We start from the raw sequence: 14,231 nt of genomic DNA on the forward strand, positions 1-14,231 counted from the left end.
GAGGACGCCAGACCCTTCAAGTGGACCAGGACCGCCGACCAGATCCTCGACCGCATCTGCCGCTACTGCGACAGGATCCCCGAACCAGGTCACTAGCCAGTCCGAGCTCTCCGCGCCCAGCGCCTCGCCGGTGTCCCCCTACACCGTCCGCACTGGTCCCAGCCAGCCATGCCTGTCAGATGCCGCACGGCCTCTCACGCGCCGATGCGGGCCATCTTGCGTGGATCGACGATGCGGTCGAAGACCTCCGCCCTGATGTATCCGCTGGCGAGGGCAGCTTCGCGTAGGGTCGTTCCCTCGTCGTTGGCCTTGTGGGCGATCCGGCTGGCCTTGTCGTAGCCGATTTCCGGGGACAGGGCGGTGACCAACATGAGCGAGCGGTCCACGTACGCGCCGGTCTGGTCGCGGTTCACCTCGGTGCCCTCGATGCAGAAGGTGCGCAGTTTCTCGCAGCAGTCGGCCAGGATGCGGGCCGAGTGAAGGAAGTTGTTGATGATGATCGGCCGCATGGCGTTGAGCTCGAAGTTGCCCTGGCTGCCAGCGAAGGCGACCGCGGTGTCCTCCCCGAGCACCTGGATGCAGACCATGACGGTTGCCTCGCACTGCGTGGGATTGACTTTGCCTGGCATGATGGAGCTGCCGGGTTCGTTGGAGGGCAGTGTCAGCTCGCCGAGGCCGCAGCGGGGGCCGGAGGCCAGCCAGCGGATGTCGTTGGCGATCTTCATCAACGGGACGGCCAAGGCTCGCAGCCCCGCGGAGGCGGCGACCATGGCGTCCAGGCTGCCTTGGGCGGCGAAGTGGTTGGAGGCTGTCCTGAAGGGGTGCCCGGTGGCCTGTGCGATCTCCTCGGCGACCGCCTCGCCGAAACCGTCGTGTGTGTTGAGGCCGGTGCCGACCGCGGTGCCGCCGATGGCTAGCTCGTATAGGCCTGGCAGGGAGGCCCGGATTCGCTCGATGGCGTCGTGGAGCTGTGCCGCGTAGCCGGACCACTCCTGTCCGACGGAGAGCGGTACGGCGTCCTGCAAGTGGGTACGGCCGATCTTGACCACGTCGTCCCAGGCGCGCGACTTGCCGCTGATCACCGTGTGGAGGCGGTGCAGCTCTGGCAAGAGGCGGTCATCGAGGAAACGGACTGCAGCGATGTGCATGGCCGTCACGAAGCTGTCGTTGGAGGACTGGCCCATATTGACGTGGTCGTTGGGGTGGACCGGGTCCTTGCTGCCCAGCGCGCCGCCGACCAGCTGGATCGCGCGGTTGCTGATGACCTCGTTGACGTTCATGTTGCTCTGCGTACCGGAGCCCGTCTGCCAGACGTACAGCGGGAAGTGATCGTCCAGCGCACCGGAAATCACCTCGTCGGCGACACGGGTGATCAGGTCAGCCTTCCAGCCGGGCAGTCGACCGTCACGGCCGTTGACCACCGCGGCTGCCCGCTTCACATACCCGTAGGCGTGGTAGACCTCTTTGGGCATGCGGTCGTCGCCGATCGAGAAGTGGATCAGGGACCGCTCCGTCTGGGCGCCCCAGTACCGGTCAGCGGGGACGTCGATGGCGCCCATCGAGTCCGTCTCACGGCGGCTGCCGGAGGCATTGATACCGATGGACAGGTCGAGGACCTGGAGGGCCTGTTCTGCCTTTCCCCTCGCCTTCCCCTTCACTGCCTGGGTGCTCATCGCTGCGCCCCCTCCTCGGCCGAGGCCTCGTATACGGGCTGCCACATGGCATCCTGAACGGCCTGTACGGGGTCGTCGGGCGCGGTGGCCACGCCGTCCTCGACGGCCGCATGCACCACCGCTACCGCGATCGTTGCCGAGGAGGCGCGCAGGTTGTCCACCGGCGGTAGCAGCGGATCTTCTCCGTCCGCGGGCTGGACCTGGTCGGCGACCGCTTCGGCGGCGGCCCGCAGCATGCGCGGGGTCACACGCTCGGCCCTGGACACCACCACGCCCAGGCCCAGGCCGGGGTAGACCAGGGCGTTGTTGGCCTGGCCGATGACGTGCCGGACCCCGTTCAGATCTACGGGGTCGACCGGGATACCGGTGGCGGTGAGGGCTCGCCCGTCGGTCCAGGCCAGCAGATCGGCGGGCATCGCCTCGATCCGTTCGGTGGGGTTGGATAGCGGGAAGATCACCGGACGGTCCACATGCTTGGCCATCTCGGTCACCACGTCCCGGGTGAACGCGCCGTGTGCGGTAGAGGTGCCGACCAGGATCGTGGGCTGCACCTGCCGCACAGTCGTCAGCAGGTCGATCGGGCCGTCCTTGGCCCAGCCCGCGACCTCCGACACCGACCGGGCGTAGCCCTGCTGGTAGTCCCGCAGATCCCGCATGCTGTCAAGGAGCAGCCCCTGCTTATCAACGAGCCAGACGCGCCGGGTCGCTTCCTTCTCGTCGAGGCCGTCCAAGATCATGGACTCGCGCAGCTGGTCGGCGATGCCCACCCCGGCGGTACCGGCTCCGAACACCACGACCCGCTGGTCGCGGAACGGCACCTTGGTGACCTTCAGGGCCGAGATCGCCGCCGCCAAGGTGATGGTACCGGTGCCCTGCATGTCGTCGTTGAACATGCGATAGCGGGCGCCGTACGTTTTCAGGATGCGGCGGGCGTTGCCTGGCCCGAAGTCCTCAAAGTGCAGCAGGGCGTTCGGGTACAGGGAGGAGACCGTCTCCAGGTACGTGGTGACGAACTTGTCATACCGCTCACCGCGGATCCGGCTGTGGCGTGCGCCTAGGTACAAGGGGTCGTTGAGCAGATTCTCGTTGTCCGTGCCGACGTCGAGCAACACCGGGATGCAGCGGCCGGGCTGGAGGCCGGCCGCAGCCGTGTAAACCGCGAGCTTGCCCACTGAGATCTGGACGCCGTTCGCCCCCCAGTCGCCGATGCCCAGGATCTCCTCCGCGTCAGTGACCACCAGCAGGTCCACGTCGGTGGGGCCCAGCCCGAGCGCCTCGAAGGACAGCCGTACGTCCTCGGGCCGATCGATCGACAGATACACGCCGCGAGGACGGCGGTACTCGTGGCTGTACTTCGTGATCGCCTCGCCCACGGTCGGGTCGTACACGATGGGCAGCATCTCGGACAAGTGGTCCGTCAGCAGCCGGTAGTACAGCACCTCGTTACGGTCGTGCAGCTGCTCCAGGAAAACGTTCTTCGCCAGGTCGTCCGGCTGCCGGTGCAGCTGCTCGTAGGCGCGGCGCGCCTGCTCCTCCAGACCGAGCACGGCGTCGGGCAGCCGTCCCACCAGCCGCAGGCGTCGGCGTTCCTCCGCAGTGAAGGCTGTTCCCCGGTTGGTCAGCGGGTTGCTCATTACCTCCGGTAGCCCTATGTGGCTCATTCGAACACTCCCAGCAGACTGGTCCGTTTTCCCCGATGAGCCACATTGGTATCGAATGCATCCGCCTGCAACCGCTCGGACCGATGCGCCCCGTCGGTGCGGCACGCACTTTGTGGGTCATAGCTGGTGAGAATGACCTGCAGAAACCGCTGAGTCTCCGGGACTGCCAATCGGGTGATGTCATGCGCGACCCGCGGGCGTTTCCCTATGGGTTCGGTCGAGCCGTTGGGGCGGGTTGGGGTTCGTATGGAAGGTGCCGTCGCGGAGCATGGCGAAGAGCACGTCGGCTCGTCTTCGGTGAGGCAGAGGAGTGCTTGGGTGCGGCGCTGGGCCTGACTAATCGTCTTGTCGCTCTACGCCCGGGACGCCGGGTCGACCAGGGCCGCGGACACGCAGCGGAGACAGCCGGTTTGAACCGTGTGTTTCCTCTCCGGGACGGTTGTTCGCCACGGATCGACAACCCTGAGCTGCGGGTCGCTGAGGCGAGGCCGGCGGATGCGGACGAACCACCGGCACCGATGAGGATCCTGGCTCCGATCCTGACGCCGATCCCCGGCATGAACGTCAGGACCTAAGGGCCTCGACGAGGCGTTCGGCCATCCGCGGTTACCTTCGGGCGTATCAGCGTCACGAGCCGCCGGCGTCCGCATTGCGCATCTGGGCCGGTGAACTGAACTGGTGGAAGAGCTCGAGCACGGTCGGGTGCTGCACTTGCGGGCCAGCATCCGTTCCCGAGGAAGGGATCTGGGTGAGCAGGCCCCGCAGGCGGCTGATCCTCGTTGCTTCGCCGACCAGGTCGTCGTCGAAGCCCACGGTCATCTCCAGTTCGGCGAGGTCTCATCCTTGAGGTCGACCGAGCGGAGCGTGAGGCAGGATCCGGGCGGCATCCGCGAATGACGAACGTGTCGTGGGCGGGCTTTAGCCTCACCAGGCTAGAGGTCGGTGATCCGTCGCCTCGTCAGCCCCGGCAGATGAGCCACCGGGCAACCCATCCCCATGTCCCGGACCGCCGCCAGCAGCAGAGCGCCGATGGAGGCCGACTGGTCGACCACCATGAGCACGGTGCCGTGCTTGGCCTTTTGCCGCACACGTCGCGCAGCGTGGGTTCGCTGTTCGGCAGCCGCTTGCCGAAGGTCTTCGCAGCCCATGTGACGGCAGTAGCGTGGTGTTCGCCCATGCCGTCATCCAGACTTGTGGAGAGGACGGTGGTCATGCCTCTAATCAGCGGTCTGTCGATGCCTCCGAAGCCGGTGCCCCAAGGGATTGCTCCGGACGGGCTGTGGAGATCACGAAGCCGTTGATCCCGCCGTCGAAGGTGCGGTCGAAGGACACGCAGGACGAGAGGCGTTCGCCGCGGTTGTCTATGTACTGGTCAGCGGCTGTGCCTGGCGGGCTCTGCCGCCGTGCTTCGGCATCTCGAAGCCCACGCGCATCGTCGGTTCATGATCAGCGTCTGAGGTCGTCTGCACGAGGCAGTCCTCGACAGGATCGACGAGTGCGGCTCGCTGGACCTGACCGAACCGTTCTCGACTCGGCCCGTATCACCGGGGCAAAGAGGGTTACAAGATGCACTGCTGTCGGACGCGAGCGGACTACCCCTGGCCGTCGGCCTCTCCGCAGCCAACACGCACGACAACCTTAGGTGTGGAGGAAGTCTGCCACGGCTTCAGCGCGGTTGTTCCGCGCTCCCCAGCGTCTGCGAGCATTGGGGACCTGTGCTGTCATCCGCTGCTGCGAGTGCGGCGTTTATCCCTGCCGGGGGGGTACCCTCCTGGATCGCGAGGACGCCACCCAGCGCACCAGGCAATGATGAACCCTACTTGACTTAGCACCAGCACAGCAAAGCAGCACTTCAAAGCCAATCCATCCAAGGGCACTCGAAATTGGAGTGAGCCAGGCGTAATTATCAAAGGCCCGGGTGATTACGCTGAAACGGCAGATAATGAAACCATTGGATCAGCTGCATCAAGCACACGCATGAGCAACTACTGCCCATCGTCAACGCGAGAGCAAGCTCGCCATCGCCATGGGTCAGTCGGCCCATCAGCCTGACCGACGATGTGAAGACATGGCCAGGTGTTGGTTAGGGATCCGGCGTGCACAAAGCAGCAGCCGTTGTCTCAGCATCTGCTCCGACGAGCGAACACTCATGTCCAGCACGAAGGCCGTGGGGATGAGTTGCTGCATCGCGTCGTCCTCCAAGGGCCGCTTGGCGGAACTGTCATGCTTCCCTACGCTGTTCTGCGGGACGTGGTGAGCCCTTCGTGTGGTTGACCCGCCCAGGGGCCTCGGGTGTGGCTTTCATGCTTCTGCCGCTTGTGGCTTCCCCGGATTGGCCACCCGACGCCCCATGACGACTCGGCTGCCAATTAGGAATTGCGAATGATCGCTCCGTAGGGAATCGACAGCGAGGTCGTCCGTGGGAGGCACCAGCCACATACCGCACGGAGGAACCACATGGCCGCGATCTGGGTCGGCATCGACGCAGGAAAGACCCATCACCACTGCGTCGCGATCGGCGAGAGCGGCCACCAGCTGCTGTCGCGACGCGTCGCCAACGACGAGCCCGAGCTGCTCGAACTCCTCGCCGACGTGCTCGCCCTGAGCGAAGAGGTGACCTGGGGGATCGATCTGGCCGACGGCGGGGCCGCCCTGGCGATCGCCGTCCGGCTCAATCACGACCAGTCGGTCCACTACATCTCCGGCCGGGCCATCCACCGAGCCTCGGAGGGCTACCGCGGCGAGGGCAAGACCGACGCCAAAGACGCGGCCGTCATCGCCGACCAGGTCCGCGTCCGTCGTGACCTTTACCTCTTACGCGTCGGCGACGAGACCGTCACCGACCTCAAGATCCTCACCAGCCGACGCATGGACCTGGTCGCCGACCGCACGCGCGTCGTCAACCGGCTTCGAGCCCAGCTCACCGGCATCTTCCCCGGCCTGGAGCGTGTCCTGAGCCTCCTCAACACAGGTCCGCTGATTTTGTTGACGGGCTACCAGACCCCGGGCGCCATCCGCCGGATCGGCGCCAGGCGGCTGGAGACCTGGCTGCGGAACCGCAAAGCGGTCCGCGCCACCCAGCTCGCCGAGAAGGCCGTTGAGGCTGCCGATCGCCAGCACACCAGTCTTCCCGGGGAGAAGCTGGCTGCCCGGATGGTGCACACACTGGCGAAAGAGGTGATGGACCTCAACCAGGAGATCGACGAGCTCGACAAACTCATCGAGGCCCGGTTTCGGGAGCACCACACCATCGAAGTGATCACCAGCATGCCCGGCCTGGGCACCATCCTCGGTGCCGAGTTCCTGGCTGCCACCGGCGGTGACATGAGCTTCTTCGGTACTCCCGACCGCCTGGCCGGCTTCGGCGGAGTCGCACCCGTCCCCCGTGACTCGGGCAAGATCAGCGGCAATCTGCGGCGCCCTCAGCGATACAACCGCCGACTCCAGCGAGTCTTCTACACCTCAGCGATGTTCAGCATCCGCTACTGCGAGGAACCGCGACGGTTTTACGATCGCAAGCGGGCCGAGGGCAGGCGTCACACCCAAGCGGTCCTCGCCCTCGCCCGTCGCCGAGTCAACGTTCTGTGGGCCCTTCTGCGCGATGGGCGGTGCTATCAACCGATGCCCCCTATCGCACTCGCCGCTTGACAAACACCATTAGGAATCCGAGGCGAGTTCTATGCCTGTCGCACCGCTGGTTCGGACGCACGGTTCGAGCTGGCGGATGCTGTCTGCGCGGCGACGGGCCCGTGAGGTCCCTGGTCGAGCTCTCACTGGTGGGCGAAACACCGCCGCGGCCGGGTGGACACGGACGGGCTGCGGCACACTGGCCGCGGTGCCGCTGCCACAGACCGAATCGGGCGCCGCGGCCACGATGGGCCGGCTGCGCACGGCCGTACGCACACTCGCCGATCTGGACCTGCCCCCGGCCGAACTGATGACCCGGCTCGATCGCACGGTCATGCACCTCGGCGACGAAGACACCGACACACCCGGCCCCACTCTGGCCGCCACCTGTCTGTACGCCGTCTACGACCCCGCCACCCGGCGCTGCACCATGGCACGGGCCGGCCATCCGCCGCCGGCGATCGTCCACCCCGACGGCCGCGTCGCCTTCCCCGAGATCCCCAGCGGCACGCCCCTCGGCCTCGGCATGCAGACGTACGAGGCCGCGGAGCTGCATCTGCCCGAGGGAAGCGTCATCGCCCTCTACAGCGACGGGCTGATCGAGGACCGCCACCAGGACATCGACACCGGCATGGAACGCATCCGCACCGCTCTCGCACAGCCCGGCCTCCGCCTGGACGACCTCAGCGCCGCGGTCATCGACACCCTGCCGAACACGACACCTCCCGACGACGTCACCCTGCTCCTCGCCCGCACCCGCAGCCATGCTCCGGCGTCCCCCGACGACGCGAACCGCTGACAGCCGGCGACTCGGCACGGCCCCGCGTACGCACCACGGCCCCGCGTAACCCCGGAAGTCGGCGACACCACCGCCTTCCCACCAACGACACCCCAGGCAGTGAAACAGAAGCCCGCTAACCGGGCGCACCCCCACCACAGACGGCCCTCAGGAGAGGCATTATCCCGGGTCAAGCACTTTCCCGGTTGGGTGGTGCCGGCTTGCTCTCTGTGGCTGAAGGTGGTGCGTGCTGGCGCCATGGGTAGGTAATTCTCCCTCACTGAAGCCCTGTTACTCAGCTGTGACATTGCGTTGCTGACCGCGTGGAAGGCGTCGTTTGAGCCGACCGAGGAATTCGGCACTGTGTGCCCTGTCTGAAAGGAGACGGACTTATGTTCCAAATGAAGACCATGGCTACCGCATCAGCGATCGGCGTCGTAGTTGCCGGAGGGCTCGCCCTCGGAACAACGCATGCTGTCGCCTCCACGTTTCCCACTCCGACTTGTCACGAAGCCGATTTGACGATCACCCTCGAGGAGGTTGACGGGCCCCAGGCAGGGATGAGTCATTCCGGGAAGTACCTGCGCATGACGAACACGTCGGACGGTACATGTGCAGTACGTGGCTACCCGGGGCTGGGGCTTCAGTCCGCCACGGGGGACCGCGTTCATGCCGATGTCGTTCGTGGCTCGACCTACTTCGCCCCTGACCCTGGTGTGAAGAGTGTTCGCCTCTCGCCGAATGAGTCTGCTTGGGCTGATCTTGAGTGGACCCAGACGGGTGCGGACGAGGTCGCAGCCAAGTATCTGCTGGTGACTCCTCCTGCAGCAACGACGCAGCAGCGCATTGAATTCAATGAGCTCCTCGACGGCGGCAGGCTCACCGTGACGGCCCTCAACGACACTCCTCCCGGGATTTCGTACCCCGATGTATAGACACATATTCGAGGGACCATTGACAATCAGCAGCTCTATATATACGGCACTAACGTCGCCGTCGGCCCGTCTAGCCGTTTCGTCACAGACGAGGCAGCTGCTGCGTCTCGCCGCCCCTGCTGCGAGCCGCTTCGGATGACGGGTTGTCTGAAGCTGTCCGCAGCCCGACCGGTCTACGGCGCCTACGCGGGCAGCGCCCGGCGGGAGAGCACGTGATCCACCCTCGGTGGACCACGATGGACTGCACACGATGGTGCGAGAACCAGACACGCACCGCTTTCCGAGAGAACCCGCGTATGCACCCTGTGCGGAGGTGCATCCCTCAAGGTCAAGAACCTTACGCAGGTGATGATGGCCCGGCCAGGTCTGAACCCCGGCCAGCACTGATCGCGGAAGACCAGACGGAGTACCGCCCCACCTGGGAGCGTGAATAGGATCCCACTCAACCATGTGACGGTTCCCCCCTTGAAGGGGGGGAACCGTCACATGGCTCGCAGGACCAGCATGGCGAGGTCGTCTGTGGGCGGGGTCTCATCGAAGTCGTGCACGGCGCTCCTGACTTGTTCGGCGATACTCGCTGCCCTGAGCCCGCAACAGCGTGCCAGTGTCTGACTCAGCCTTCCGTGGTCGTCGAATAGGCGTTTTCCCCTGCGCCGTTCGGTGACACCATCAGTGACACACAGCATCGCATCGCCTGGTTCGAGAATGATGGACTGGGATCCGTAATCTGCGCTGTCTGTGACTCCCAGGAGCACTTGAGGCGAGGCTGCCTCTGTCACGTGGCCGTTGGAATGGAGCAGGAGAGGAAGGGGGTGGCCAGCGCTGGCGAGAGTGCAACGGACTCCACCGTCGGCGTGAGGTATGAGTTCTCCATAAATGAGAGAGACGGAGCGGACGTCGGGCCAGTTCTCGTGTGATCCTGGGACTACTTTCGCGGGGAGTGCGCCGTCGAGGAGCACTCGATTAAGCCGGTCGAGGACCTTGGAGACGTCGTCCCCGTCTTCAGCCAGGATTCTTATGAGGGGTCGTACGAGTCCTGTTACCGCTGCGGCTTCCGGACCGTGTCCGCAGACATCTCCCAGAGCGAAGTACCACCGGTCTTCGTGGGTGCGAAACACATCGTAGAAGTCGCCGCCTGCCGTAGCACATTCGCCTATCGGTTCGTACACGACATGGACGTCCAAGTTGGGTACTTCTGCAAGGCTTCCTGGGAGAAAGCTCTGCTGAAGGGCCCTGCTGGTATCAGCGTGGCGGGTGTATCGGCGAGCAGCCGCGATAGCGAGGGCAAGACGGCGTGCGAAGTCGGCTATCAGTACACTTGCCTCGCCGGGCGGGCTGGTTTCCTTGATCCTGCCGAGGAGGAGAGTACCGACTCGTTGTCCGGCAGCGTTGAGCTGGCAGGACAGCGCTGTGTCTGAGGGCAGTCCTTCATGGCTTTCGTCGAAGGCTAGCCACCGGGGCATCGGCACGCGTGAGGGCCATGCTTGTGCCTGCTCCACCAGTTCAGAGGCTCCCGCGGCCAATGCAGCGCGAAGAGCCGCAGAGTTGGCCTCGTTGGCGTGCCAGACCTGGACAAGGCGGGCCTCTTGCCGCTCTACTGGTCCTGCCTCAAGCCACACCGCGCACCACTGGGCGAACCTGGGTACCAGGAGTTGACTGGCGAGGGTCGCTACCTTTTCTTCATTGAACTGTCCGGACAAGAGTTCTGAGGCTTCGGCGAGGAATGCCAGTGCGGCTCGTCCGTCCCAGGTGGGTTGACGATCGTCCGCGGTCAGGGGCGAGGACGGCGCAGGTACATTGCCGGCGCCTGGTTCCAGGGACGTTGGCTGGGCAGGCACGCGGGCGTCGCAGGCCGCCGGCTCGGTGGCTGCGCAGGAGAGCTGGAACCAGACGGTCTTGGTCCCGCCCTCGTAGCTCACGCCCCAAGACTGGGCCAGGGATCTTACGAGTTGCAGTCCCCGACCGCTCACACCCGACGGGTCGTGTTCTCCGGGCAATGGCGGCCGCGCGGGGTGGCGGTCGGAGACTTCTACCACCAGTGTCTGATCACCTCCTATTTCAGAGCCTTCGAGACGGCAGCACAGATCGACGGCGGTGCCCGCGTGGATGACGGCGTTGGTCACTAGTTCGCTGACCATGAGCAGGGCGTCGTCGAGCAGCGTCTCTGCGATCTCGCCGGAGAGCAGCATGGTCCATTCGTCCAGGGTTGTGCGGACGAATCTGCGTGCCACTGCGGGGGCCAGGGTGTCTCCGGTAAGAGTGCAGCGCTGCACGGTGGTTTCTCCTGTCTCAGGCATGTCCGCTGTCCTCATGCCGTTACGGAGAGATGCCCAACGGATCCATGGACGGCAGGGCCTGCATGGAGCTTGGCTCTTCCCCAAGCGCCGGTGAGTAGCGGGCTGTGACGTGTTGGCGTATCTCTCGGACGGCTTCTTCCAAGTGTGAGATGTGATTACACAGCGTTTCTCTGTCGCCGCCGGCGGAGGCCAGTTGGTTCTCTACCTGGCTAAGCCGTTCGCTGAGGTCGTCGAGTTGGTGGAGATCGTCTCTGAGGAGTGCGTGTAGTTGCTTTCGTTGTTGGTGGAGTTCGAGGAAGACTGTGACTTTGGCGCGCAGGATCCAAGGGTCGAAGGGCTTGGTGAGGTAGTCGACTGCTCCTGAGGCATAGCCACGGAAGGCGTAACTACTGTCAATGTTCACACCGGTGAGGAAGATGATCGGCACGTCCTTTGTTTGGTCGAGTCGTTTGATGTGGGTAGCCGTCTCGAAGCCGTCCATCCCGGGCATGAGTACGTCCAGGAGGATGACGGCGAAGTCGTGGCGCAGCAGAGCTTTCATGGCTTCCGGCCCGGAGCTTGCCCGTACGAGTCTCTGGTTCAGGGGGTCGAGGACGGCTTCCAGGGCGTTCAGGTTGTCGTCCATGTCGTCGACAAGGAGGATGCTTGCCAGGTCCGGGGGGTCGGGCGTCATGAGGGCTCCTGTGGAGAGGCGTCAGAGGGGTCCTGTATGGAGGCAACGGGATCACCAGGAGACTCACCCGCTTCTTCGGGATCTAGCAGGTCACATATCAGGGTGAGCAATCTATCGACATCTACTGGTTTGGTTACGTATTCGTTGGCGCCGCGGGCCAAGGCCTCTTCGCGAGCTCCGGGAATCGCTTTCGCTGTAACGGCGATAATGGGGAGATGGGCGTGCCGCGGAGCCTTGCGGATCACTTCGATTGCTTCATACCCATCCATCTCCGGCATCATCATGTCCATCAGGACGAGGGAAATGTCCGGGTTGTGGGACAGGGCTTCGATTCCTTCTTTTCCGTTCTCGGCATATATGACGGGTATTCTCACCCGTCCGAGCACTTGGGTGAGGGCGAAGACCACGCGTACGTCATCGTCGACTATGAGGATTCGCCTGCCCGGGAGTATTCTTCCGGGGCGCCCGGAGACCCATTGGTCGAGCCGTGCAGGCAAGGGCCAGTTTGTCGTGTCTTCCGGTGGCTGACACAGTTGCTGGCCGCTGCGCTCCCGCATTCGCGCCAGGGTATCTGCTTTGGCACTGAAGGAGGCCGGCAGATCAACTTCCGCCGACTGGGCAACTTGCTCTCGTCCAGGGTTAATCGGAATATACAGCGTGAATACACTTCCCTTTTCCGGTTCACTTTGAGCTGTAATCCGTCCGCCCAGCAGGTGAGCGAGTTCGCGGCTGATCGAAAGGCCAAGCCCGGTCCCGCCGTACTTGCGACTCGTGGTTCTGTCAGCCTGTTCGAACGCTTCGAAGATCGCAGATAGCTTGTCTTTGGCGATGCCGACACCCGTATCCCGGACACTGAAAGCGATGCCCTCAGCGCCGAGTTCGGACTCAGCAGGAGAGATCGATTCAACGCGTAGAGTAACTTTCCCCCTTGAAGTAAACTTTATGGCGTTAGACAGCAGATTCCGCAGGATCTGCTGGATTCGGCGTTCGTCTGAAGTTATCTCAACTGGGACATCGTCGCCGACGACAATCTCGAAAGCCAGCTTCCTGTCAATGGCCACGGGGCGGAATGTGGCACTCACATACTCGACGAGTTTAACGAGCGGGACTTTGCCGTACTGTATGTCCATGCGTCCCGCCTCAACCTTGGAAAGGTCTAGAATGTCGTTGATCAGTTGAAGCAGATCGGATCCCGACCGGTAGATGGTCCGGGCGTACTGAACTTCTTCGTCGGTGAGGTGACCGTCCGCGTTCTCCGTCAGAATTCTAGCCAGAATGAGCAGCGAGTTCAGAGGGGTCCGCAGTTCATGCGACATGTTTGCCAGGAACTCTGTTTTGTACTGGGACGAGGACGCGAGCAAGGTTGCCTTTTCTTCGAGCTGGGCGTTCGATCGCCGCAGTTCAATCTGCTGCATTTGAAGCTCGTCTGTCCGCTCCTGAAGTTGTGTCGCCAGCCGCTGGGATTCATTCAGCAGTGCTTCGGTACGGGAATTAGCAATTATAGTGTTGATCGCCACTCCGATGGTATTGACGAACTGATCGAAGAATGCGAGATGAACATCGGAGAAGCGCGAGAAGGAAGCTAGTTCTATGATGCCGAGCAGTGTTTTCTCAAACAGGATGGGGATAATGACGACGCTTACGGGAGCTGATTCCCCTAGCCCTGAAGCGATCTTGATGTAGTCAGGGGGCGCGTCCTCGATAAGGATGCGCCGTTTTTCAAGGGCCGCCTGGCGGACCAGTCCGTGGCTGAACACAGTGGGTGTCTCGGATTCCTGCTCCCGGCCGTCCGAGGCGTACGAAAGCGGCCCGTGGGCTCCGTAGCCGGCGATGAAGTCGATTCCCTGGCTCCCTGTCTCCGCGGCGCGTTCGGGGTTGCGTACCTTGTCTGTGTCGGCCAGGAAGAAGGCGCCGTACTGCGCGCTCACCAGGGGGGTGAGTTCCCGGAGGATCAGTTCCGCGACCTCCTCCAGATCACGATGGCCCTGCATGAGTCCGGCCAGTCTGGTCAGGTTCGACTCGAGCCAATCCTTGGCTCTCGTCGTTTCCCGCAGATTGGCGACCATGAGGTTGATGTTGTTCTTGAGTTCCGCGACCTCGCCTCGGGCCTCTACCGAGATGAAGGGAGTCATGTCGCCCTGCGTTACAGCCGAGGCTACCTCCGCGATAGCACGGACCTGCGTGGTGAGGTTGAGGGCGAGATCGTTGACGCTCGTGGTCAGGTTCTTCCATGTACCGTGAACGCCTTCGACCCTCGCTTGACCGCCCAGTTGCCCTTCGCTGCCGACCTCACGGGCGACCCGGGTCACTTCGCTGGAGAAGGAGGAAAGGGTGTCGACCATAGTGTTGATCGTCGTCTTGAGCTCGAGGATCTCGCCGCGGGCGTCAACATCGATCTTCTTGCCGAGGTCGCCTTGAGCGACGGACGTGGCGACTTGGGCAATGTTACGGACCTGCGATGTCAGGTTGTCGGCCATGAAGTTGACGTTGTCGGTGAGGTCCTTCCACACACCCGACACACCCCGAACATGCGCCTGACCACCCAGATTCCCCTCCGTCCCCACCTCACGCGCAACCCGGGTCACCT

General features: G+C 63.8%; 8 protein-coding genes and 2 pseudogenes. 4 read left to right on the top strand and 6 right to left on the bottom strand.

Features of this window, described 5'->3' with window-relative positions:
* Positions 1–194: 194 nt before the first annotated feature.
* From fumC to ACIQMR_RS37040, 3 genes and pseudogenes are all read right to left on the bottom strand, one after another.
* On the bottom strand, positions 195–1,673 hold the full coding sequence (gene fumC, locus ACIQMR_RS37030; protein ID WP_401397224.1) for a class II fumarate hydratase: 1,479 nt from the start codon (positions 1,671–1,673) through the stop codon (positions 195–197).
* A complete protein-coding gene (locus tag ACIQMR_RS37035; RefSeq protein ID WP_401397227.1) occupies positions 1,670–3,334 on the bottom strand; it encodes an NAD-dependent malic enzyme in 1,665 nt (554 codons plus the stop codon). The genes fumC and ACIQMR_RS37035 overlap by 4 nt, the downstream gene beginning before the upstream one ends.
* A 180-nt stretch (positions 3,335–3,514) precedes the next feature.
* Positions 3,515–4,547 (bottom strand): annotated as a pseudogene (locus ACIQMR_RS37040) (transposase).
* A 22-nt stretch (positions 4,548–4,569) separates the two neighbouring features.
* On the opposite strand from ACIQMR_RS37040, the pseudogene ACIQMR_RS37045 reads away from it, so the two are divergent.
* The 4 genes and pseudogenes from ACIQMR_RS37045 to ACIQMR_RS37060 form a co-directional block, all read left to right on the top strand.
* Positions 4,570–4,971: pseudogene (locus ACIQMR_RS37045) on the top strand (transposase); the annotation flags it as partial.
* A gap of 820 nt (positions 4,972–5,791) precedes the next feature.
* Positions 5,792–6,982 (top strand): IS110 family transposase, encoded by a 1,191-nt coding sequence (locus ACIQMR_RS37050; protein ID WP_401397230.1) that lies wholly within the window; start codon positions 5,792–5,794, stop codon positions 6,980–6,982.
* Positions 6,983–7,169: 187 nt separating this feature from the next.
* Positions 7,170–7,760: a PP2C family protein-serine/threonine phosphatase gene (locus ACIQMR_RS37055; protein WP_401397233.1), complete on the top strand. Its 591-nt coding sequence runs from the start codon at positions 7,170–7,172 to the stop codon at positions 7,758–7,760.
* 371 nt (positions 7,761–8,131) lie between these two features.
* Positions 8,132–8,674, top strand: coding sequence for a DUF4232 domain-containing protein (locus tag ACIQMR_RS37060; protein ID WP_401397235.1), 543 nt, complete (start codon positions 8,132–8,134; stop codon positions 8,672–8,674).
* 482 nt (positions 8,675–9,156) lie between these two features.
* Here the strand turns inward: ACIQMR_RS37060 and ACIQMR_RS37065 are convergent, their stop codons facing one another.
* The 3 genes from ACIQMR_RS37065 to ACIQMR_RS37075 form a co-directional block, all read right to left on the bottom strand.
* Entirely contained in the window at positions 9,157–10,986 is a 1,830-nt protein-coding gene (locus ACIQMR_RS37065; protein WP_401397238.1) for a SpoIIE family protein phosphatase, read from the bottom strand.
* Between the two features lie 4 nt (positions 10,987–10,990).
* Positions 10,991–11,644, bottom strand: a complete 654-nt coding sequence (locus tag ACIQMR_RS37070; protein ID WP_401397241.1) for a response regulator — start codon at positions 11,642–11,644, stop codon at positions 10,991–10,993.
* A partial coding sequence (locus tag ACIQMR_RS37075) for an ATP-binding protein (protein WP_401397244.1) occupies positions 11,641–14,231 on the bottom strand: 2,591 nt, incomplete at its 5' end. The genes ACIQMR_RS37075 and ACIQMR_RS37070, both read right to left, overlap by 4 nt.

It is taken from the genome of Streptomyces sp. NPDC091376 (assembly GCF_044757085.1).
In the GTDB taxonomy this organism is placed as follows: domain Bacteria; phylum Actinomycetota; class Actinomycetes; order Streptomycetales; family Streptomycetaceae; genus Streptomyces; species Streptomyces pratisoli.